The following is a 22923-nucleotide window of genomic DNA, read 5'->3' on the forward strand; positions in this document are numbered from 1 at the left end:
TGATTACTCTCCTTTTGTGCTCTCTAAAAATGTTACTGCACGATGTAAACTATCTTCAAGTTCTGCCTTTACACGTTGCATTTGCTCCATTTTTTCGTCTAACGTTTGCACTTGTTTTTCAAGCATATCTTTAATTTCTTGAATCACTTCACGATCACGAGGGTTCTCGCTATTTCTTCTTTGCTCCATTCTTTCTTTTAGTGATAAGAAATGCTGCATTTCTTGAAGTGTGATTCCTAGCACTTCTTTCGCTTCTACAATTCTTTTAATTCTGGCAATATCCTCATCCGTATACAGACGAATATTCCCCTCACTACGTTCTGGGGGATGAATTAAACCAATTTCCTCATAATAACGAAGTGTACGTTTTGTTAAACCGACTTGCTTTGTTACTTCATCAATTTTATACATGTTTATTCCTCCCTTCACTTGATTATTACATTTTACGTTAACGTTAACTTTTCTGCAACTGTTAGACTTTTGTAAATGTTTATCATATTCAATTGTATTTTCCCTAAAGCAGTTTCATAATGAAAGAAAAGAGATAATAAGGAGAATTTCACATGAGTAAACCACTTATTTTCGCTCACCGCGGAGTAAAAGGTACACATCCCGAAAATACGATGATTGCCTTCCAAGAAGCAGAACGCATTGGCGCTCACGGAATTGAACTCGATGTCCACTTATCAAAAGATGGTGAACTTGTCGTAATTCACGATGAAACCGTCGATCGTACAACAAATGGCGTTGGACTTGTTTCGGAAAAAACGGTAGAGGAACTACAATCATTGGACGCTGGTAGCTATAAAGACCCTTCTTTCCATGAAGCAAAAATCCCAACGTTGCGTGAGATTTTCATTTGGCTTTCCACAACGAACTTACAACTAAATATTGAATTAAAGACAGATGTTATTCATTACCCAAATATTGAGGAAAAAGCTGTTGCACTTGTGCGCGAATATCATCTTTCTAATCAAATTGTATTTTCATCATTTAACCATGACTCTGTTTCATTATTAGCAGAAATTGCTCCTGAAATCCCAAGAGCAATTTTATATGATACACCGATTGCTGATCCAATTGCCGAAGCAAAACAGAGAAAAGCAAGTGGATTACATCCAAACTTCCAGCTATTAACGAAAGAATTTGTGCAATTAGCACAAGAGCAAGGATATGTTTTCCGTCCATATACAATTAACGAATACAAAGATTTACAAACTATGATTGATTATGGTGTAGATGTCATCATTACCGATTGGCCAGCACGTGCCTTTGAGCTCCTTTCTTAATGGAAGGAGCTTTTTATTTTCGAAATTTCATTGTTTAAAATAAATGAAAACCCTCAATACTAATACAATAACGCTTGTATTAATGAGGGGCTGAAAAAAGATGGATCAGACTATGAATCCAAAACTTAAAAAATATAAACGTCTTTTCTTCACCGCAATGTTTTCTTGCGTCCTTTTCTTCGTTTTTTCTTTTTTTGTTATTATTATAGTCGCAAAAATTATGGGACCTCCTCCTGTTGCGGTCCCGCAAACAAGCGTCTTTTACGCAAACGATGATACTGTTATTGGACAAAGTAATGAAATTCAAAAACGTTACAATGTATCTCTCAATGAAATTTCTCCTTATGTAAAAGAGGCGACACTATCTATCGAAGACCAACGATTCTACAAACATCACGGCTTCGATGTGAAACGGATTGCGGGTGCAATTGTTGCTGATTTAAAAGCGATGGCAAAGGTACAAGGAGCTAGTACAATTACACAACAATACGCGCGTAATCTGTATTTAGATCATGATAAAACGTGGAAACGGAAATTATTAGAGGCAATGTACACTGTCCGCCTTGAAGTAAACTATAATAAAAATCATATTTTAGAAGGATATTTAAATACAATTTATTACGGACATGGCGCTTATGGAATCGAAGCTGCGTCCCGTCTATATTTCGATAAAACAGCAAAAGATTTAACATTAGCAGAAGCTAGTATGCTCGCAGGTATCCCGAAAGGGCCAAGTGTCTATTCTCCCTTTTTGAAAGAGGATCGTGCTAAAGGACGACAAGCTCTCATATTAGATGAAATGGTCGAACAAGGATATATTACGAAGCAACAAGCAGCCTTAGCGAAGAAAGAGCCACTAACTTTTGCCTCATTAGATACGAAAAAAGTAGCAGAGGTCGCACCATATTTCCAAGATGCTGTACAAGCTTCGCTTCTTCGTGATGTTGGATTAGACGAACAAGCTTTACAACGGGGTGGCTTGCGAATTTATACAACGCTAGACCCTAAACTACAAGCTGTAGCAGAGCAAGCTGTAAAAGATCATATACCTGACACAACAAACATACAAACTGCTCTCGTCTCTATGAATCCAACGACAGGTGAAGTAGCTGCTCTTGTTGGCGGAACTGATTATACTACGAGTCAATTTAACAGGGCTACACAAGCCGTTCGTCAGCCTGGTTCTACATTTAAGCCATTTCTATATTATGCAGCATTAGAACGAGGATTCACGCCTGCTACGCGCTTAAAAAGCGAATATACTGTATTTACTTTAGGTGACGGCGTTTCAAAGTATAAACCAAAAAACTATAAAGATTATTATGCAGATGATTTTGTAACGATGGCACAAGCTCTCGCAGTCTCTGATAACATATATGCTGTAAAAACGAATTTATTTTTAGGAGATGACGCACTCGCAAAAACAGCAAAACAATTTGGAATTACAAGTGCATTAAAAGATGTGCCTTCTCTAGCTCTCGGCACATCACCCGTAAAACCAATTGAAATGGTTAACGCTTATAGCATGTTCGCAAACGGTGGAAAAGAAGTAAAACCTACTTTCATTCGCCGCATTATGGATCATGAAGGAAATATATTATACGATGCTCATTTAGAGAGTAAACAAGTTCTCGACAAGAGCAAAGCGTTTGTAATGGAAGAAATGATGACCGGTATGTTTAATAAGAAACTAAGCAGTTATGCTGCTGTAACTGGCCAATCGATGTTATCAAAATTATCAAGAACATATGCCGGAAAATCTGGTTCTACTGAAACGGATAGTTGGATGATCGGATTTACTCCGCAAATCGTAACAGGTGTATGGGTCGGATATGATCAACCTAAATCTATTTCAAACGTAGCAGAACAAGGATATGCGAAGAAAATATGGACTGATACGATGGAGAAAGGCTTAGATGGACAGCCCAAAAAAGAATTTAAACAACCAGGTGACGTCGTAGCGGTTAGTATCAACCCAGAGAACGGTAAAATTGCTACAAAAAATTGTCCTATTTCTGTGAAAATGTATTTCGCTAAAGGTACCGAACCGACTGAATATTGTATGGATCACGTCGATGATAAAGAAGAATTTGAAAAAACGACTGAAGAAAAGAAAAAAACAAGTTGGTGGAAAAAATATCTTCCTTGGTAAAAAAAATAGCTGACGGGCATCCGTCAGCTATTTTTTATTCACTTAATAATGCACGACGCAATTCTTCACTAGATTCGTTCCAAATCGCTTCATTATGTTCTTTCAAGAACGTACCAAGTACTTTTTTAGATGATTCATCCATATGGTCAACCATAATGTGACGCTTCATTGATTTATCCATTTTGTTTACGTGTTCTGGAAGTGATTTATATCCGCGACGAATTTCACGGTCTACTGTCATTTCACAAGCTGTTACACCTGCGTAATAAGCACCAGTTGCAGTTCTTTCAATCGTTACCCAAACAAGCCAAAATGGTTTTCCGTTTGGAACTTCATCTTTATTTGTTAAAAACTTAATACCTTTTTCTACTGTACTACGCGCATGCATCGCACCGATATCAACGAATGCGGTTTTCTCTAGTACATCAACAAATACAGGTGAAATGTTTTCTAGGCTTAATGCCCCAACACCAAATCCACCATGTCCATCTGTTGAATCATTTTTCACGATATTAAAACCGATTTTTTTCTTTTTCTCTGTCATATGTAAAATCCTCCTCACTTAAAAATTATAAAAGGCCAAAAATAGGCGCAATGATACTTTGTAAAAACATTAATACATGCGGAATAACTACCTGGAAAATAGGTTGAATTGTGTAATTACTAAGCGGTGTAATAACGAGAATTAATAACGCAATCGCTCCATATTTTTCATACTGTGTCATTTTCGCGCGAATATTTGCTGGTGCTAAATCTTCCACTACACGATACCCATCAAGTGGCGGGATCGGTAATAAATTAAATACAAGTAAAACAATATTTAACATAATAAAGAGCTCAAAAAACTTTCCTAATGTTTCAGCTACTGCAACTGGAACTGCATCTAACACTCCAAATACTGCTAAGCTATACAAAATAATTAAACCAATTGCACTTAAAATTAAGTTACTAATCGGCCCTGCAATTGAAACTAATATGCCTGCAAGACGCGGTCTTTTAAAGTTATATGGGTTAACAGGAACCGGTCTTGCCCAACCGAATCCAAGAATTAATACTGCAATCAAACCTATAGGGTCTAAATGAGCCATCGGTGATAACGTTAAACGCCCTTGTCTCTTTGCTGTATCGTCCCCAAATTTATATGCAACATATGCATGTGCAAATTCATGAACGGATAATGCAATAATAATCGCCATTGCTACCAACGGAATTTCGTGCAATGGATATCTAAATAACTGATCCATACTTCATCTCCTCTTCCATATGTCAAAAAAAGAAATTATTTTTTTTTCGATTGTTCTTCCCCATAATCCGCTATAATAAGAGTGTAACTTACATAAAAGGAGCGATTGTACATGCCATACGTAACAGTGAAAATGCTAGAAGGACGCACAGAAGAACAAAAGAAAGCCCTTGCTGAGAAAGTAACAGCAGCAGTAAGCGAAACAACTGGTGCTCCTGAAGAAAACATCGTTGTTTTCATCGAAGAAATGTCTAAGAATCATTATGCAGTTGGCGGAAAACGCTTAAGCGACAAATAATTTCAAGTTTTTCATAAGAAGCAGCCACTAGCTGCTTCTTATTTCTTTCCTTCTAACAACTCAATAATTCTCTCTTTATATTTTCCTTTTCTTCCATCTTCATAGATTAAATCATGTGGATAGAATAGCTTTTGGTCCGTTCTTTTCTTACCTGTAATCGCCTCAACAATATCCGATTCACGTGAAAGCTCTCTAAGCTCTCCGTTTGGCATAAGAAGTAGGATTGGCAAACGCTCTTCTTCTTCTCCTGCACGATAAAAGTCATACGGTAAGTCTGATGTTGAATCAACTACTAAATAATACTCCGGATCAAGTCCAATCTTTTTAAATAAACTACTTAATTCCATCCAATTATCTAAACCATGTTTATCTGTAAACTCTACATATTTAAATAGATTTCGATTCATAAAACGGCGGCATAGATCGCTTAAAATTGGATCTTCTTCTTCCTGCCATACTTGGAAGTAGTAATACATAACGTTCTCGTCTAACTTTAAATAATCCTCTACTGTTACTTCTTCTTCAAATAAAGAATAGAAATGAACAGGATGATTTTTAAATGTATAATACTTCTCGTGCAATGATTTAGCACGGTGTAAAATCTTCGTTAAAATAACTTCTGCACTTCGCGTTACCGGATGGAAATATACTTGCCAATACATTTGATAACGACTCATAATGTAATGCTCAACAGCATGCATACCACTATTTTTAATGACTACTTGATCCCCATACGGGCGCATTACACGCAGTATACGTTCCATATCGAAGTTTCCATACTTTACGCCTGTAAAATAAGCATCTCTTAATAAATAATCCATACGATCCGCATCAATTTGGCTCGAAATCATACTAATTGCTAATTTATTAGTAGACGTTTTTGCAATTACATCTGCTACCTTTTGTGGAAACTCCTTATCAACACGACTTAATACATCATTAATCTCCGTATTGCCAACAATAATCTTTTGCGTAAATTTCTCATGATCTAATGAAAATACTTTTTCAAACGAGTGAGAAAATGGGCCGTGACCGACATCATGAAGTAATGCCGCACATAAACATAACAATCTATCTTCAGCATTCCAATTTGGTCTGCCATCAAACACATCATCAATCATACGACGAATAATTTCGTATACACCTAACGAATGAGTAAAGCGACTATGCTCTGCACCGTGAAATGTAAAAAATGTCGTTCCAAGCTGCTTAATACGGCGCAAGCGTTGAAATTCTTTCGTTCCGATTAAATCCCAAATAACACGATCACGCACGTGCACATATTTATGTACTGGGTCTTTAAACACTTTTGTTTCGCTGAGTTTGTCGTTTAAATATACCACTTTCCGACATCCCCCTTTCTTTACTACATTCTTACTTTATATTATAAACGAAATGAGAAACAGAAAGAAATGAAAGACTGTATTAATTACCTTTATAAAAAGAAAAAATCACCTTTACCGAAGTAAAAGTGATTTCCTTTATACATTATTTACCTAAAACGAATTCAGCAACTTCGTCTAAGATCATATCTTTCCCTAATGGGAAGTAACCTTTGTTTAAGTCTTCATTTTTAATTGTGAATACGTGGTTGTTTTTAACAGCGTTCATGTTTTTCCAAATTGATTCTTCTTGGAATTCTTTTAAGCGCTGAGAACCGTCACCAGTTGTAAATACGAATAAGTAATCTGGGTTGTAATCGATTAAAGCTTCTTTTTGTACTTGTACTAGTGGTTTATCAGTTGGTGTACCTTTAACTGCTGGTAGTTTTAAATCATTAAAGATTACGCTACCGTAACCGTAGTCACCGTATACGCGGAAAGCATTTGGATACGCAGCCATTTTCATGAATGTTGCTTCACCAGTTTTAGCGACGATTTTGTCATGTAATTTGCTTGCTTTTTCATCATACTTTTTGAACCATTCTTTTGTTTCTTTTTCTTTACCGAAGATTTGACCTACTTCTTCGAATTTTGGACGCCATTGATCTAATGGAGTGTTTAACATAACTGTTGGTGCAATTTTAGATAATTGATCATAAATCTTTTCTTGACGATTATTTACAAGAATTAAATCTGGTTTTGCAGCAGCTACTGCTTCGATGTTAATTTTATCGCCCCAAGCAGAACCAACTGGTTTAACGTCTTTTAGTTTCTTTTCAATATGTGCATCAATTTTTTCTTGAGATGTATTAGCAGTAATAACCGGTTTCATACCGAAAATTAATAATTCTTCTGTTGAACCACTAAGGTCAGCAATTTTCTTTGGGTTTGCAGGAATTTTAATTTCCCCTTTTGCATGTTTTACAGTGCGCTCTTCAGTCTTTGCATCTGCTTTCTTTTCTTCTTCTTTGTTAGAACAAGCAGCAAATAGTACAGAAGTCACAACTAATACCATTGCTAATAGTGCCATTTTAAAATTCTTCATGTTCCCACTCCTTCTAGCTGTATTTATCTTATAAGTTGCAATGAACTATAAGAAACGAAGATAACAATTAATCAATATATTTTTATTAATTGTTGTTAATACCCCATTCTAACGGGCGTTCAACTTCCCATTCTTATATAAGAAGCTCAACGTCCATTAGAAGTCCCCCCTCTTCACGAGGGGGTTCTACTTAAGCTTTTTTACGCAATTGATTACTAATCATCGCTAAATCATATGTTAAGCAAATTGGCTTACAGTTTACTGGACATGGAACGATTTGAGCTTCAATCTCAAATACGTTACGAAGTGTTTCACTTGTCATAACTTCATCTGGTGTTCCTTGTTTCATTAACTTACCTGCTTTTAATGCAATCATATGATCTGAGAAACGAGAAGCGTGGTTTAAGTCATGGATAACCATAACAATCGTTCTACCTTCTTCTTCATTTAACTTTTTCAATAAGTTTAATACTTCTAATTGATGAGCCATATCTAAGTACGTTGTTGGTTCATCCAATACAAGTAATTCTGTTCCTTGTGCAAGAGCCATTGCAATCCAAACACGTTGACGTTGACCACCAGATAGCGCTTCTGCTGGACGATTCGCAAATTCTTTCATTCCTGTCACTTCAAGTGCCCAGTTAATGTAGCGATAATCCTCTTCTTTCAACGTGCCAAACCCTTTTTGATGAGGGAATCTTCCGTATGACACAAGCTCAAATACAGTAAGACCCGTTGGTACTTCTGCAGTTTGTGGTAAAATCGCCATTTTCTTTGCAATTTCTTTCGTTGGCTGTTTCTCAATTGCTTTTCCGTCAAGATAAACAGTACCTTGTTTTGCCTTCAAAATACGAGACGCCGTTTTTAATAATGTGGACTTCCCACAACCATTTGGCCCAATAATTGTTGTAATTTTCCCTTCCGGAATTTCAACTGTTAATCCATCAATAATTAAACCTTCATTATAGCCAACAGATACCGCATCAACCGCTAAAGTTGCCATACGAAAAGCCTCCCTTTATTTTGTCCTCATAAGTAAATAAATGAAATACGGTGCACCAATTACAGAAATAACAAGACCGACTGGTATTTCTGAAGTTGTTAGTACACTTCTTGAAATTACGTCTGCGAATAAAAGTAAAAACGTTCCTATTAGCGCAGCTGTGGGCAACATGATTTGATGTTTGCCACCAACAAGGCGCCTTGCTAAATGCGGGGCCATTAAACCGATAAAGCCAATTCCACCGGCAACAGCAACAGATGCACCCGCTAAACAAACTGCAATAAATAATAATTTACGTCTTTCTTTTTCTACATTTACACCAAGGCCAACTGCTGTAGAATCGCCTAGGTTCATTACATTTAATATGTGTGCTTTACTTATAGCAAGCGGTAAGAAAATAACCATCCATGGAAGTACACTTAATACGAATTTCCAATCTGTACCCCATAGACTTCCCGCCAGCCAAATCGTAGCAAAACGAAAATCGTTAGATGTCATCTTCATAGAGAAAATTAAACTAACAGCTCCAAATCCAGCTGCAACGGCAATACCGACTAGTATTAATCGAGTCGATGAAACGCCGTCTTTCCATGCTAATAAATAAATAATTACCGCTGCTAATATCGCTCCAACTAGTGCGAAAAATGGAAGAATGAATACAGATAAAAATGTACCAGTCCCTACTTTCCCGAAGAAGAAGTAGACGAATATAACAACTGTTAATCCCGCTCCAGCATTAATCCCTATAATACCTGGATCAGCAAGTGGATTTCGTGATAAACCTTGTAAAATCGCACCTGACATAGCTAAAGCAGATCCGACTAGTATAGCAATTACCATACGCGGCATACGGAATTCAAATAAAATAACAGACTGATCTTCAGCCCCTAGTCCAACCAATGACTTTAATACGTCCATTGGGGGTATTTTAAAAGTTCCTGTATTTAAACTAATAAGAAATATAGAAACGATTAGTCCTACTAAAATCGTTAATATAGAAATGTTCTTTTTTGTTAAGACACTCGTCCTCACATCTTTCCTCTCCCTTCATTACGTGCTAAGTAGAGGAAGAATGGAACCCCAATTAGCGCTGTAATTGCTCCAATTGGCGTTTCAAATGGCGGGTTAATAACGCGAGATAACATATCTGCACATTCAATTAACAGCCCGCCTAAGACCGCAGAACATGGAATAACCCATCTATAGTCCGAGCCTACAAGGAAACGAGTCATATGCGGGATTACAAGACCAACAAACCCTACTGATCCTGCCATGGAAACTGCGGAACCCGTTAAAACAAGAACAAGTACTGTTCCGATAAATTTAATTAATGTCGTATTTTGACCAAGTCCAATTGCAATTTCTTCACCGAAGCTCAAAATTGTAATATATCTCGACATCATAATTGCGATAAAAAGACAAACAAGGCCAATTGGCACTAACATATTAATACTTTGCCATTTCACTCCAGCAACTCCGCCTGCATTCCACATGCTCACCTCTTGGGCAAGATTAAAATACAATGCGATTCCAGATGAAATTGCCCCTAATAAAGCACTAATAGCTGCACCTGCTAAAGCTAATTTCACAGGTGTTAATCCACCTGGTGAAGAAGACCCAATTCCATATACAATGCTTGCACCAAACGCAGCTCCAATAAAAGATGCGATAACAAACATTAAATAAGGTGAATTAGGGAAAAATGCATACATAATTGCAATTCCAAATACAGCCCCATCTGTAATTCCCATTAACGATGGTGAAGCAAGTGGATTTCGCGTCATGCCTTGCATAATTGCTCCTGATACCGCTAAAAAGGCACCTGCAACTACGCCCCCTATTGCTCTAGGCATGCGAAGCTCTTGAATTACGTTATGATGCGTAATAGATCCATCAAACTGAAATACAGCTTGCCATACAGTCTTTAAACTAATATCTGCAGCCCCAAAAGAAATAGAAACTGCCATGCTTAAAGCTAACAAAACTGTACCCGCTACTAAAATAATAGAAGCGATGAGCGGTCTGCTCTTAATCTCTTTAACATTCTCTTCTTGCTGTTCTATACTGCTTGCGCTCGCTTCCATCCCTCAACCATCCTAACCAACAACATATATTTATTAAAATGAAATTTATTCTCAAATAGTAATAAAAAAATTAGGTGAATTGTTATTTTCCTGATAATGATTCTCAGAATCAGACACTTCTATTCTACCTATCGCTTTAAAAGACTGTCAACCATTATTTTGAAATATAAATTTATATAAATTGGAACTTTAATACAAAAGTTATATCCATCCTTTAGAAAACGTTCGTCCACACAAGAGTACTTTCGCAGAATAAATCTTTCCTCTTATGGGCATAAAAAAAGAAGAGTAATCTTTTCACTCTTCTTTTTCTTACTTATTTAACTTTGCTTCAATTTTTACGATTAACTCATCTTCTGTTGGAGCCGCAACTGGACGGTTATTTACAAATGCGAATGATTTTTTACGACCAGGACCACAGTAAGACTGACATCCAACTTCAATCGTTGCACATGAATCTACTTTTTTTAACTTCGGAACTAACGTTTTAACGTTCGTTGCCTGACAGTCATCGCACACGCGAAATTCGTTTCCCATTATATAACACTTCCTCTATTTTAAACTTTTCTCAAGTTCGTTTAAAAATAAACACTAAATGGTATTTTACCGCTCTTTGAAGCTCGTTGCAAGTTTCCCTACAAAGCCTATTCTCTACATAATGCTACTTATTTATATGCTCTCCTACAGAAGCGCTCACCATTCATGGGAAAATTTTTACCTTTCATCGAAATCTACCATATTTTTAAAAGCTTTGTATAAAAGTTTATTTTTTTGCCCATTATAAAAATAGGAAGTTCATAAAAAGAAAGGGAGTTGAATCTATGAAAGTAAGACAAGATGCTTGGACAGATGAGGATGATTTATTACTTGCTGAAACGGTACTTCGTCATGTTCGAGAAGGAAGTACGCAATTAAATGCATTTGAGGAAGTAGGAGATCAGTTAAATCGTACATCTGCTGCTTGTGGTTTCCGCTGGAATGCTGTCGTTCGCTATAGCTATGAACAAGCTCTTCAACTAGCAAAAAAACATCGTAAAGATAAAATGCGTGCTGCAAGCGGTGAACAAGCGAAAAAACGTTTACTTTATACACCACCAGCTTCAGATTCGATAACTGATTATGAAGAATTAGTACAAGAGGAATCAATCGTACAATATAAAGAAGCTATTCCATATCAAGAATCTACTGCTCCTGCTGCAAGAAGCTCTATGACAATGCAAGATGTTATTTATTTTTTACAAACAGTCGGATCTTCAAATATAAAAGTGACAGCTCTTGAAAACGAGAATACGAGATTGAAACAAGAAATTAAAGCACAAATCCTTCGGAATGAGGAACTAGAAAAGAAACTAGAAAAGTTAGAAAAGCAATCTCATACTGTACAAGAAGATTACGAAACACTTATGAACATTATGAACCGAGCTCGTAAATTGGCAGTCATGGATGACGAAGAACGTTCTCAAACATCTTTCCGAATGGACCGAAACGGTAATTTAGAAAAAATTGCAGAATAAAAAGGATGCATGTAATGCATCCTTTTTATTATTTCACCTTTAAGCTCCCCCTTTATATGTGAGAAAACTCCATTCTTCATTTTTTGCTATAATAGAGATTGTCATTTTAAAGATAAGGGGTTAGTTATATGAGCAATTCCCGTTCCATTTTATCTCAGCCAGAGTGGCGCATTGTAGATCAGTCTAGTTTGGGACCAACATTCCATGCACTTCAGTCATTCGCAATGGATGACACATTATGCACAAGCATTGGAAATGGCAAGTCAGCCGCAACAATGCGTTCTTGGGTTCATCACAATACAATTGTCCTTGGCATTCAAGATTCACGCCTTCCGCATTTAGAAGAAGGTATTTCTTTTTTAAAACAACACAACTTCAATGTTATTGTTCGTAATTCTGGCGGGCTTGCAGTCGTGCTTGATGAAGGTGTTTTAAACGTATCACTTTTATTCCAAGAAACAGAAAAAGGTATCGATATTGATCTTGGATACGATACGATGTGGCATTTAATTAAGGAGATGTTAAAGGATTACAACGTTACTATCGAGGCAAAAGAAATTGTTGGCTCTTACTGTCCTGGTAGTTATGACTTAAGTATTCGCGATCAAAAATTCGCTGGTATTTCACAACGTCGTATTCGCGGCGGTGTCGCTGTCCAAATTTATCTCTGTGCTACCGGAAGTGGCTCTGAGCGTGCCGCACTCGTTCGTGATTTCTACAACCTAGCAATTCAAGGAAAAGAAACACGCTTTACGTACCCTGAAATTGTACCAAGTACGATGGCCTCACTCTCAGAATTACTTGGCGAAACCATTACAGTACAAGATTTAATGATGCGTCTTTTAAAAACATTGCAGCAATTCGCTCCAAAGTTAACACCATCTCAATTAACAATAGATGAGATTCCTTTATATGAGACGAATTTACAACGTATTATTGATCGTAATAATAAAGCACTTGGCTTAGAAAAATAAAAATGACCACCTTAAGGGTGGTCATTTTCCATACCAATTCATTTTAGAATTAAAGTGCTTGAGCTGCTGTAATTAAAGCTAACTTGTACACTTCTTCTTCGTTACATCCACGAGACAGATCATTTACAGGCATGTTTAAACCTTGTAAGATTGGTCCTACTGCTTCGAAGTTACCTAAACGTTGAGCGATTTTGTAGCCGATATTACCAGCTTCTAAGCTTGGGAATACGAATACGTTAGCATCACCTTTAATTGTAGAACCTGGAGCTTTTTTCTCAGCTACAGATGGTACGAATGCAGCATCGAATTGGAATTCTCCATCTAAAGTTAACTCAGGAGCCATTTCTTTTGCAATGCGAGTTGCTTCTACAACTTTTTCTGTTTCTGGAGATTTCGCAGAACCTTTTGTAGAGAAGCTTAACATAGCAACACGTGGATCAATGCCGAATAACTCAGCAGTTTTCGCACTTTCGATACCGATTTCAGCTAAATCTTGGCTGTTTGGTGCAATGTTAATTGCGCAATCAGCGAATACATATTTCTCTTCTTCACGTACCATGATGAATACGCCAGAAGTTTTTGTAACGCCTGGTTTTGTTTTAATAATTTGAAGTGCCGGACGAACTGTATCAGCTGTAGAGTGAGCTGCACCACTTACTAAACCGTGTGCTTTGCCCATGTATACAAGCATTGTACCGAAGTAGTTTTCGTCTTTAAGGATTTTGCGAGCGTCTTCTTCAGTTGCTTTACCTTTACGGCGTTCAACGAAAGATGCTACCATTGCATCCATTTCTTCGTATGTAGCTGGGTCGTAAATATCAACGCCTGCTAATGTTAAATTCATGCTAGCAGCTTTTGCGCTAATTTCTTCCTTATTACCAACTAAGATTGGTTTTACTAACTCTTCTTTTGCTAAACGCTCTGCAGCGCCTAAAATTCTTTCATCAGTTCCTTCAGGAAGTACGATAGAAATGCCTTTTCCTTGAACTTTTTCTTTTACTGTTGTAAATAAGTTGCTCACGAATAAACCCTCCTACATATGTTAAAAAACTCTATCTTTAAGAATACTGCTTTTCTTCTATATTTTAAACTTATAGCTCCCAAAAAATAGATAAAATAAAAATGATTATATTTTCATAAAATTCAGCCGTTAAATTCACCTCGCTTAAACACTTAAATGTGACAATTTTATGCGCCAAGGTTTTATATAGATGATTTTAAAACTATATATGCTATAGTTAACGTGTAAAACTATCATTAACTGAGGTGAATAGAATGAGTGAAGCAACAACAACGTTAGATGGCTGGTATTGTTTACATGATTTACGTTCTATTGATTGGGCTGCATGGAAAACATTATCTAGCGACGAACGCGGACAAGCAGTGTCTGAATTTTTAAATGTCGTTGAAAAATGGAACGAAGTAGCTACTGCGAAAAAAGGTAGTCACGCAATGTATACAGTTGTTGGTCAAAAAGCTGATATTATGCTTATGATTTTACGTCCAACAATGGAAGAGTTAAATGAAATTGAGACAGAATTGAATAAAACAACATTAGCTGAATATATGGTTCCTGCATATTCTTACGTATCTGTTGTTGAACTAAGCAACTACCTTCCAGCTGATGAGGATCCATATCAAAATCCACAAATTTTAGCTCGCTTATATCCTGAATTACCGAAAGCAAATCATATTTGCTTCTATCCAATGGATAAGCGTCGCCAAGGTGATGACAACTGGTACATGCTTCCTATGGAAGAGCGTAAAAAAATGATGTACAGTCACAGCAAGATTGGTCGCCAATACGCAGGGAAAGTACGCCAAGTTATTTCAGGATCTGTTGGATTCGATGATTTCGAGTGGGGCGTAACATTATTCGCTGACGATGTTCTTCAATTTAAGAAACTTATATATGAAATGCGATTTGATGAAGTAAGTGCTCGTTATGGTGAATTCGGAACATTCTTCGTTGGAAACATCTTACCAGACGAAAAAGTAGAGAAATTTTTACACATATAATATTGAAAAAGGGACGAAATTCGTTCCTTTTTTTATTTCCCTCTATATTTCTCCTCAAAAAACTCCTTTTTCCCGCAAATTCGAACAAAAACCGACAAATTCCTTACAAAATTGTAACTTTTCTATATCCAAATTCATGCTAAAATGGTACGAGCTATATGCTAATAACGATGCGAAGGTGATAATTTATATGAAGAAAATCTTGTCTATTTTACTAGCGCTTCTATTGTCAATTTCTTCCTTAGGAGTAACAACATCCCATGCGGAAGAAAAAATACAAATAGAAGCTGCTGCTGCACTTCTATTTGATGCAGATACAGGGAAAATACTGCATGAACAAAACCCAGACGAACTGCTAGCTATTGCTAGTATGTCAAAATTAATTGTTGTTTACGCTGTTTTAGAAGCAATTAAAGAAGGAAAAATTACTTGGGATACGAAAGTAAATATTTCCGATTACGCTTATGAAGTCTCACGTAATAATGAATTCTCTAACGTACCATTTGAGAAAGGACGTCAATATACTGTAAAAGAATTATATCATTCTATTGTTATCTTCTCTGCAAACGGGTCTAGTATTGCTTTAGCAGAGCTACTTGCAGGAAGTGAGAAAAACTTCTTAAATCTTGCAAATGAACATGCAAAAAAACTAGGGTTAAAGAAATATAAATTTGTAAACGCTACTGGTTTAAATAACGCTGACTTAAAAGGGAAACATCCCGAGGGTACTGATCCAAATGCAGAAAACTCTATGTCAGCTCGCGATATGGGTATACTTTCAAAAGTAATGATTACAAAGTATCCAGAAATGCTAGAGGATACAAAACAAAGATTTAGAAACTTCCCAGACAATCATCCAAAACCAATTCGTATGGAAAACTGGAACTGGATGTTACCAGGAGCTGCCTTCGCTTATGAAGGTACTGATGGTTTAAAAACAGGAAGTTCTGATACAGCTGGATATGGATTTACTATTACTGCGAAACGCGGTGATTTACGTCTTATCTCGGTTATTATTAAAACGAAATCAATGGACGAGCGCTTCACAGAATCTCGTGAATTAATCGAATATGGATTTAATAACTTCGAAAAACAAAAGCTCAAGGTTGATAAAAATAACACAATCTCTGTAGTAAAAGGGAAAGAAGATCAAGTAACGGTTGCACCTGAAAAAGAAATAACAGTAATTGCGAAAAAAGGTAGCAAAGATCCTTATAAAATTGGGACTGAATTAGATAAATCTCTTGCTGAAGATGGACATTTAGTTGCTCCTGTTAAGAAAGATGCTAAAGTAGGCTCAATTACTTTAGCATCAACTGATAAATATGGTTTCTTAGACGGTAGTAAAAGTATGAAAGTTACTGCAAAAACAACAGAGGAAGTTGAAAAAGCAAATTGGTTTGTGCTAACAATGCGCTCTATTGGAGATTTCTTCTCAAACTTATGGTCTAAAGTATTTTAATGATGAAAAGCTAGCTCACGCTAGCTTTTTTTATTTTCCTCTCTCAATGTAAAACTTCGTTTGGTTGTCATATCTGAGTCCTTTTTCTCATACGTATGAACTAGTAATTGTTCCACACTTCATCTAGAAATAAACCTCTTTCCAAAAGGTATTACAAAAAGAGAGGTGACACATAATGGGTGTTATTGCTTATAACGAAGCAGATGTAAAGTTGTTAGCTAGACTGATGCGTGCTGAAGCCGAAGGAGAAGGGCAACAAGGAATGTTAATGGTCGGAAACGTTGGGGTAAATCGTGTCCGCGGAAATTGTTTAGACTTTAAAAGTATTCGTAATTTACGTCAAATGGTGTATCAAAATCCTGGTGGTTTTGAGGCAACACAAAAAGGATATTTTTATCAAAGAGCCCGTGAACAAGATATCGCCTTAGCAAGGCGAACTATTCAAGGACAACGTTTTTGGCCCGCTAACTTTGCCTTATGGTTCTTTAGACCTGAAGGTCCTTGTCCACCAACTTGGTATAACCAACAAAACTCTGGTCGCTTCAAAAAGCACTGCTTCTTCCAACCATCTGGTGAAGACTGTCCTAGCGTATATTAAGAGATGAAAATGAGGAGGGATTTTTGAATGGCACAGCAACAAAATCCGTACTATGGAACAGGTTTTTATCAACCATCTGGAACTTATGTCCAACCACAACAAATGACTCAACAACAACAGCAAGCAATGCAACAACAAACAGCTCAAGCTGCGCAAGCTCAATATGCAATTTCTCAAGGCATGTTACCTCTAGAGCAATCCTATATTGAAAATATCCTTCGTTTAAACAAAGGTAAGCAAGCTACAGTTGTAATGACTTATGAACGTGGCAGTTCCCTTGGTACACAATCTTATACAGGTATTATTGAAGCAGCCGGCCGTGACCATATCGTTATTAGTGAACCGCAATCAGGAAAACGCTATTTACTATTAATGATCTACTTAGATTACGTAGAATTTCCAGAAGAAATTACGTATTTACCTAGTCAACAAGCAACTTATACTCCAAGACCATAAAAAAAGCTGGCAAATGCCAGCTTTTGTTTTTTATAATCCTTTTACAACTGCAGTCCCTACTAGAATCCACGCCACAATAAACGCTACACCACCAAGAGGTGTAATTGGGCCAAAGAACTTAATGCCTGTCGTACTTAATGCATACAAACTACCTGAGAACATAATAATCCCAGCTACCATTAGCCAACCAGCAGTAGTTAAAAGTGATGATTGAACCTTATCCATCAATAAAGCAACTACGAATAATCCACCTGCATGAAACATCTGATATGTAACGCCTGTTTTCCAAACTTCTAACATTTTCGCAGAAATTTTATTTTCTAAACCGTGTGCTCCAAAGGCCCCTAACGCAACAGATAGCCCCGCTGCAATACAACCTAGTAAAAAGAAAATTTTCATCTTAATTCCCCTTTTTTACCTTTATCATAAGCAATTTTTTCATATAAGCCAAACGATTTAATTCTTAAAAATCAAATAAAGAATTACCATTTGCACCTTCTTCTTTTATATACACAGGTTCTCCAGAAACTGGTATAACTGGTTGAACTGTTGTTATAGGCTGTGATCCAATTACTTGCGATTGAATTTGCGGCTCCCTATACGTAGAAGATTCAACCTGTTCATCTAATAGTAAATCGCATAAAGCACGCACAACTAATAAATGTTCTTTTGACTTTTGTCCTTCGCTACTTTTTGCCTTCGCAATTTCATTCGCCATTTTATTTAAAATCTTGTCACTAGATATTTGCATTCCTTATCACCTCGTACTTTGTAATTCTTTCTCAAATTGTCCCAGTTTCTCTACTGAACCAAATACTATTATCATATCATGTTCTTGTAGTTTTTCCTGCCCTGTTGGATTATGTATAATATTCCCATTTCTTAAAATCGCTAATATCGTTACATCAAACTGATTCCTTACATTACTCTCTAGTAACGATTTACCGACTAGTATTGAATCTTTGCCAACTAGAATTTCTTCAATGACAAATGACTGTTCTACTCCATACAACACTGTATCAATATAATGAACGGTTAATGGATTTGCAATACCTTTTGCTATATGAATACCTGCCATACTAGATGGATTAATAACCTTATTTGCACCAGCACGCCTTAATTTCTCTTCAGTTTCTGGCTTTTCAGATCTCGCCACAATTTTAATCGTATCGTTTAATCCTCTTGCTGTTAATGTAATAAATACATTTTCGGCATCATTTGCAACAATAGCAACTAAACCAGCTGCTTTTAAAATTCCGGCATTATGTAATACTTGATCTTCCGTTGCATCTCCATGTACAAATAAAAGCTTTTCCTGCTCCAATATACTTTCATCTTTATCAACAACGACAAATGGAATGTTCTTTTCTTGCAATTCATGTACAACTTGAAGCCCCACTCTACCGCAACCACATACTATAATATGATTTTTCAACTGCGCTATTTGTTTATCCATCTTCTTCCTCCGTACTGCATGAAATAAATTCCCTTCAATAATCATAGCTGCCACTACCCCAATTGCATACGTAACAATACCTACACCAACAGGAATAATAAGGAGCGCAAATACTTTCCCTGCTTGCGTTACAGGAACAGCATCTCCGTATCCAACAGTCAATACAGTAATCATCGTCATCCAAAATGCTTGAAACAAACTAATCTCTTCAATTGTCATAAATCCTATCGTTCCTAGAATTACAACAAAAGTCATACATATAACTGCTATCCATAATTGCTTACGTGCATTCATACCGTGTTTCAACTCTTTTCTCTATCTACAATCTTTGCCAGTGGAAATAAAATACGTATATACTAGATACGGAATCTATGAAAGAGGTTGATATAATGAAGACATTTCTTTCCGCCTTACAATGGGCACTATTTATTTTAGCTGGAAGCCTTATTGTACCAATTAGTGTCGCAACTAGTTATGGTCTTGATGGCGCTGAAGCCATTGCATTCGTACAAAGAACATTATTTGTTCTAGGCTTTGCTGGTCTCTTGCAAGCTATATTTGGGCATAAACTTCCTATTCAAGAAGGTCCTGCTGGCCTTTGGTGGGGAATTTTCTCCCTTTACGCAAGTTTAGGCGTCGTATTATTTGGATCAAGCAATGAGACACTTAAAGTTCTTCAATATGCTTTCTTATTAAGCGGTATTATTTGTATTATTCTTAGCGTTTTTGGACTTATTGATAAACTCGTTCGCTATTTTACACCGACAGTCATTGGAACGTATTTATTTCTTCTTGTCGCGCAACTCAGTGGCTCCTTCTTAAAGGGAATGTTTGGCCTTGATGGAAAACATACAGAAGTACAACCTAACGTATTTATTCTTTCACTCATTGTTATTTTACTATCCTTTTTCATCATGAAGCTACCTATTATTGGACAATATTCCGTTCTTTTCAGTATCATATGCGGCTGGATATTATTCGCATGCTTCGGATTATCTAATCCAATAACACCAGTGACAGACATAATTCGTTTTCCGTCCTTATTTGTTTTCGGCATGCCTCGTGTTGAATGGAACATGGTAATTACGGTCATATTTGTTACACTCTTACTTCTAACAAATATGTTAGCAAGTATTCGCGTTGTACAAAAGGTTGTCTCTAAATATGAAGAAAATGCTGCATCAGATCGTTTTAAACAAGCCGGCATTATAACAGGAATCAACCAATTGCTAGGCGGCCTGTTTTCAGCTATTGGACCTGTCGCTATTTCTGGATCAGCAGGTTTTATTGCAACGACTAATATTTATAAACGTCTCCCTTTTATATTAGGGTCAAGCTTTATTATTGTCGTTAGTATATTCCCAAAGATTACTTCATTCTTTGCAGCAATCCCTGTTGCAGTTGGTTATGCCGCTATTTATCCTGTATTCGCAAGCATGATTGGCCTCGCCTTTCGAGAATACGAAACTGTCCAGGATAAGGAACAATTATTTAAAGTAGCCGGTCTTTCAATCTTCACAGGAGTCGGAGTTATGTTTGTTCCAGCAGGAGCATATTCCACACTTCCACCATTTCTAGCATCGTTTTTAAGTAACGGTCTCGTTCTTGGATCTGTAATGGCCATTTTGCTAGAAATACTATTTTCTCGTTCCACAGCAAAACAAATATCGTAAATTGGAAAACTTCCATTATTGCACTCTACCTTTAGAGTTGTTACGATAAAATCAAACTTGAATCATTGGGGCTTTATCCATCCCCAATGATTATTAACCGATATTATGAGCAACACACTCATAATGATTTATCTACTTCTTTTCAAAGAGGTTTGATGTCTTACTATTATTCCTCAACATCTTCATGAACATGTATTTTGATTTCAATTAAAGAAAGGAATTTTCTATATGACTTATAAAATGATTGTTTTAGATTTAGATGATACTTTATTACGTGATGACCATACTATTTCACCTCGTACGAAAGAAGCGTTAATGACTGCACAAGAGCAAGGGGTAAAGGTTGTACTTGCTTCTGGACGTCCAACGTTTGGTATGCGCAATGTAGCCAAAGAACTTCGCTTAGAAGAATACGGCAGTTTCATTCTATCTTTTAATGGCGCAAAAATTATTAACTGTAAAACAAACGAAGAAATCTTTAGTAGTACACTATCTCCTGAAATCGTTCACAACCTATTTGAAATTAGTAAAACTGAAGATGTATGGATTCATACTTATATGGGCGATGATATCGTAACGGAAGAAAATAATCCTTATACTGAAATTGAGGGCGATATTACTGGTATGCCAATTGTTGTAGTAGATGACTTTAAAGCCGCAGTTAAAGAGCCTGTAGTAAAAGTATTAATGAATAAAGAAGCTGAACGCCTTGTTGAAGTTGAAAAGAAACTTCAACAACAACTAGAAGGCCAATTAAGCGTGATGCGTTCGAAACCATTCTTCTTAGAATTTACTGAAGCCGGTGTTACAAAAGGAACGAGCTTAAACAAACTGATTCAAAAGCTTGGCATTAAGCGTGAAGAAGTTATCGCAATGGGCGATAGCTATAACGACCAAGCAATGATTGAATTTGCTGGTCTTGGTGTTGCAATGGGCAATGCACCTGATGATATTAAAGAAATTGCAAACTACGTAACAGATACAAATATGAATGATGGTGTCGCAAAAGTTGTAGAGAAATTCGTTTTAAAAACGGATGTACTTGTTTAATATTTTCATTCACAAAACCTATTTGAAGTCAAATACTTCAAATAGGTTTTTATTTAAATTCTCATGCTTTTGTGACTATATTTTGAACTTTGCACTATTCTCGTAGTGTAAACTTTCTTTTTGTATATAATGAAACAAAATAGACTATTTTATTTTGAAAAAGAATACAAATTTACTATATACAAGCATACGTTAAAGGAGGCTACTTTATGTTATCTACACCAATCGGACGATTAAGAGCAATTGGACTAGTTGAGGGTATTTCTTTCCTATTACTATTATTTGTAGCAATGCCATTGAAATATTTCGCAGGATTTGCAACAGCTGTTAAAATTACAGGCATGGCTCATGGTGTTCTGTTTATTCTATTCATCTTTGCAGTAATTCAAGTAACAATCGTACACCGTAAATCAATTTTATGGGCACTTGGAGCATTTGTTTCATCAGTTATCCCATTTGGTACTTTTGTACTAGATGCAAAATTAAAGAACGAACAACAATAATAAAAAGGTAGTTAACGACTGTTAACTACCTTTTCTATTTATAAATTTGGAATTTCCCAATCAATTTCTCTTTCTCCCATATTAGCTAAAATCGTATTTACTTTAGAGTATGGCTTACTACCAAAGAAACCACGTCTTGCCGATAATGGGCTTGGATGTACAGATTCGATAATATGATGATTCGGATTCGTAATTAACTTCTTCTTCGCCTGCGCATGGCGCCCCCACAATATGAAAACAACTGGCTTTGCACGTTCGTTCAACAGTTCAATCACACGATCTGTGAAGTGCTCCCATCCTTTTCCCTTATGAGAATTTGCTTCGCCTTGACGAACTGTTAATACGGTATTTAGTAGTAATACTCCTTGTTCCGCCCATTTTACTAAATAACCGTTATTCGGGATTTCATAACCATATTCATCTCGAAGTTCTTTATACATATTTAACAATGATGGTGGTGTTTTAACATCAGGTTGTACAGAAAAACTTAAACCATGCGCTTGATTCGGTCCATGATATGGATCTTGTCCTAAAATAACAACCTTTGTATTTTCATAACTTGTATACTGAAGAGCGTTAAAAATATCTTCTACCTTCGGATAAACAACATGCGTGCTGTACTCTTCTGTCAAAAAACTGGATAGAGTACGATAATACTCTTTCTCAAATTCTGGTGCCAATAATGGTCCCCAATCATTCTTTAAAACATTTTCCATACTGTC

General features: G+C 36.4%; 26 protein-coding genes. 12 read left to right on the forward strand and 14 right to left on the reverse strand.

Going from position 1 to position 22923, the window contains the following annotated elements:
- Positions 1–3: 3 nt before the first annotated feature.
- The gene (locus AC1Q51_RS17495; RefSeq protein ID WP_000276560.1) at positions 4–411 is read right to left on the reverse strand and encodes a MerR family transcriptional regulator; all 408 of its coding nucleotides are present in this window, start codon (positions 409–411) and stop codon (positions 4–6) included.
- A gap of 152 nt (positions 412–563) precedes the next feature.
- Here AC1Q51_RS17495 and AC1Q51_RS17500 point away from each other — a divergent pair, with 152 nt between their 5' ends.
- Together AC1Q51_RS17500 and AC1Q51_RS17505 are read left to right on the forward strand one after the other, a co-directional pair.
- Positions 564–1289, forward strand: coding sequence for a glycerophosphodiester phosphodiesterase (locus AC1Q51_RS17500; protein WP_000042783.1), 726 nt, complete (start codon positions 564–566; stop codon positions 1287–1289).
- A 100-nt stretch (positions 1290–1389) separates the two neighbouring features.
- Positions 1390–3441: a transglycosylase domain-containing protein gene (locus AC1Q51_RS17505; protein WP_088022134.1), complete on the forward strand. Its 2052-nt coding sequence runs from the start codon at positions 1390–1392 to the stop codon at positions 3439–3441.
- A gap of 34 nt (positions 3442–3475) precedes the next feature.
- On the opposite strand, the gene AC1Q51_RS17510 is transcribed toward AC1Q51_RS17505, so the two are convergent.
- Positions 3476–3985 (reverse strand): YwhD family protein, encoded by a 510-nt coding sequence (locus AC1Q51_RS17510; RefSeq protein ID WP_000136683.1) that lies wholly within the window; start codon positions 3983–3985, stop codon positions 3476–3478.
- 25 nt (positions 3986–4010) lie between these two features.
- Complete coding sequence (locus tag AC1Q51_RS17515; RefSeq protein ID WP_000372443.1) at positions 4011–4685, reverse strand: site-2 protease family protein; 675 nt, start codon at positions 4683–4685, stop codon at positions 4011–4013.
- A 111-nt stretch (positions 4686–4796) separates the two neighbouring features.
- On the opposite strand from AC1Q51_RS17515, the gene thmT reads away from it, so the two are divergent.
- Complete coding sequence (thmT, locus tag AC1Q51_RS17520) at positions 4797–4982, forward strand: 2-hydroxymuconate tautomerase (RefSeq protein WP_001147171.1); 186 nt, start codon at positions 4797–4799, stop codon at positions 4980–4982.
- A 38-nt stretch (positions 4983–5020) separates the two neighbouring features.
- Here the strand turns inward: thmT and AC1Q51_RS17525 are convergent, their stop codons facing one another.
- The 6 genes from AC1Q51_RS17525 to AC1Q51_RS17550 all read right to left on the reverse strand — a co-directional run bounded on the left by AC1Q51_RS17525 (position 5021) and on the right by AC1Q51_RS17550 (position 11033).
- Positions 5021–6325 (reverse strand): HD domain-containing protein, encoded by a 1305-nt coding sequence (locus AC1Q51_RS17525; protein WP_000262741.1) that lies wholly within the window; start codon positions 6323–6325, stop codon positions 5021–5023.
- A gap of 145 nt (positions 6326–6470) precedes the next feature.
- Complete coding sequence (locus AC1Q51_RS17530; RefSeq protein WP_000787724.1) at positions 6471–7409, reverse strand: ABC transporter substrate-binding protein; 939 nt, start codon at positions 7407–7409, stop codon at positions 6471–6473.
- 190 nt (positions 7410–7599) lie between these two features.
- Positions 7600–8412: an ABC transporter ATP-binding protein gene (locus AC1Q51_RS17535; RefSeq protein WP_000212068.1), complete on the reverse strand. Its 813-nt coding sequence runs from the start codon at positions 8410–8412 to the stop codon at positions 7600–7602.
- A gap of 15 nt (positions 8413–8427) precedes the next feature.
- Positions 8428–9444, reverse strand: coding sequence for a FecCD family ABC transporter permease (locus AC1Q51_RS17540; protein ID WP_001260757.1), 1017 nt, complete (start codon positions 9442–9444; stop codon positions 8428–8430).
- Positions 9441–10496: a FecCD family ABC transporter permease gene (locus AC1Q51_RS17545; protein ID WP_000388296.1), complete on the reverse strand. Its 1056-nt coding sequence runs from the start codon at positions 10494–10496 to the stop codon at positions 9441–9443. The genes AC1Q51_RS17540 and AC1Q51_RS17545 overlap by 4 nt, the downstream gene beginning before the upstream one ends.
- A gap of 312 nt (positions 10497–10808) precedes the next feature.
- Positions 10809–11033: a YuzB family protein gene (locus AC1Q51_RS17550; RefSeq protein WP_000526079.1), complete on the reverse strand. Its 225-nt coding sequence runs from the start codon at positions 11031–11033 to the stop codon at positions 10809–10811.
- Between the two features lie 284 nt (positions 11034–11317).
- Between AC1Q51_RS17550 and AC1Q51_RS17555 the strand changes: the two genes are divergently transcribed.
- Together AC1Q51_RS17555 and lipL are read left to right on the forward strand one after the other, a co-directional pair.
- Positions 11318–12010 (forward strand): RsfA family transcriptional regulator, encoded by a 693-nt coding sequence (locus AC1Q51_RS17555; protein ID WP_000868358.1) that lies wholly within the window; start codon positions 11318–11320, stop codon positions 12008–12010.
- A gap of 128 nt (positions 12011–12138) precedes the next feature.
- Positions 12139–12984 carry an octanoyl-[GcvH]:protein N-octanoyltransferase gene (gene lipL / locus AC1Q51_RS17560; protein WP_000071945.1) on the forward strand — a complete coding sequence of 282 codons (846 nt, stop codon included), beginning with the start codon at positions 12139–12141 and terminating at the stop codon, positions 12982–12984.
- Positions 12985–13033: 49 nt separating this feature from the next.
- Here the strand turns inward: lipL and pta are convergent, their stop codons facing one another.
- Positions 13034–14005 (reverse strand): phosphate acetyltransferase, encoded by a 972-nt coding sequence (gene pta, locus AC1Q51_RS17565; RefSeq protein ID WP_000067215.1) that lies wholly within the window; start codon positions 14003–14005, stop codon positions 13034–13036.
- A 254-nt stretch (positions 14006–14259) separates the two neighbouring features.
- Between pta and hemQ the strand changes: the two genes are divergently transcribed.
- The 4 genes from hemQ (at position 14260) to gerQ (ending at position 17519) form a co-directional block, all read left to right on the forward strand.
- Positions 14260–15003: a hydrogen peroxide-dependent heme synthase gene (gene hemQ, locus AC1Q51_RS17570; protein ID WP_001287595.1), complete on the forward strand. Its 744-nt coding sequence runs from the start codon at positions 14260–14262 to the stop codon at positions 15001–15003.
- A 190-nt stretch (positions 15004–15193) separates the two neighbouring features.
- Complete coding sequence (locus AC1Q51_RS17575; protein WP_000722847.1) at positions 15194–16465, forward strand: serine hydrolase; 1272 nt, start codon at positions 15194–15196, stop codon at positions 16463–16465.
- 175 nt (positions 16466–16640) lie between these two features.
- Positions 16641–17063, forward strand: a complete 423-nt coding sequence (gene cwlJ, locus AC1Q51_RS17580; protein ID WP_000538155.1) for a cell wall hydrolase CwlJ — start codon at positions 16641–16643, stop codon at positions 17061–17063.
- A gap of 27 nt (positions 17064–17090) precedes the next feature.
- The gene (gene gerQ, locus AC1Q51_RS17585; protein ID WP_000068652.1) at positions 17091–17519 is read left to right on the forward strand and encodes a spore coat protein GerQ; all 429 of its coding nucleotides are present in this window, start codon (positions 17091–17093) and stop codon (positions 17517–17519) included.
- 30 nt (positions 17520–17549) lie between these two features.
- Here the strand turns inward: gerQ and AC1Q51_RS17590 are convergent, their stop codons facing one another.
- The 3 genes from AC1Q51_RS17590 to AC1Q51_RS17600 form a co-directional block, all read right to left on the reverse strand.
- Complete coding sequence (locus AC1Q51_RS17590) at positions 17550–17918, reverse strand: DUF423 domain-containing protein (protein WP_000688315.1); 369 nt, start codon at positions 17916–17918, stop codon at positions 17550–17552.
- Between the two features lie 64 nt (positions 17919–17982).
- Positions 17983–18270, reverse strand: coding sequence for a YwdI family protein (locus AC1Q51_RS17595; protein ID WP_001167346.1), 288 nt, complete (start codon positions 18268–18270; stop codon positions 17983–17985).
- 6 nt (positions 18271–18276) lie between these two features.
- Positions 18277–19269 (reverse strand): potassium channel family protein, encoded by a 993-nt coding sequence (locus tag AC1Q51_RS17600; protein WP_139213328.1) that lies wholly within the window; start codon positions 19267–19269, stop codon positions 18277–18279.
- 95 nt (positions 19270–19364) lie between these two features.
- On the opposite strand from AC1Q51_RS17600, the gene AC1Q51_RS17605 reads away from it, so the two are divergent.
- The 3 genes from AC1Q51_RS17605 to AC1Q51_RS17615 all read left to right on the forward strand — a co-directional run bounded on the left by AC1Q51_RS17605 (position 19365) and on the right by AC1Q51_RS17615 (position 22201).
- Positions 19365–20648, forward strand: a complete 1284-nt coding sequence (locus AC1Q51_RS17605) for a purine/pyrimidine permease (protein WP_000847031.1) — start codon at positions 19365–19367, stop codon at positions 20646–20648.
- Positions 20649–20876: 228 nt separating this feature from the next.
- Entirely contained in the window at positions 20877–21698 is an 822-nt protein-coding gene (locus AC1Q51_RS17610; protein ID WP_000221387.1) for a Cof-type HAD-IIB family hydrolase, read from the forward strand.
- 209 nt (positions 21699–21907) lie between these two features.
- On the forward strand, positions 21908–22201 hold the full coding sequence (locus AC1Q51_RS17615; protein WP_000953396.1) for a DUF3817 domain-containing protein: 294 nt from the start codon (positions 21908–21910) through the stop codon (positions 22199–22201).
- 38 nt (positions 22202–22239) lie between these two features.
- On the opposite strand, the gene AC1Q51_RS17620 is transcribed toward AC1Q51_RS17615, so the two are convergent.
- Entirely contained in the window at positions 22240–22917 is a 678-nt protein-coding gene (locus tag AC1Q51_RS17620) for a uracil-DNA glycosylase (RefSeq protein WP_000432541.1), read from the reverse strand.
- Between the last annotated feature and the right edge of the window lie 6 nt (positions 22918–22923).

Source organism: Bacillus sp. MT94 (assembly GCF_058792475.1).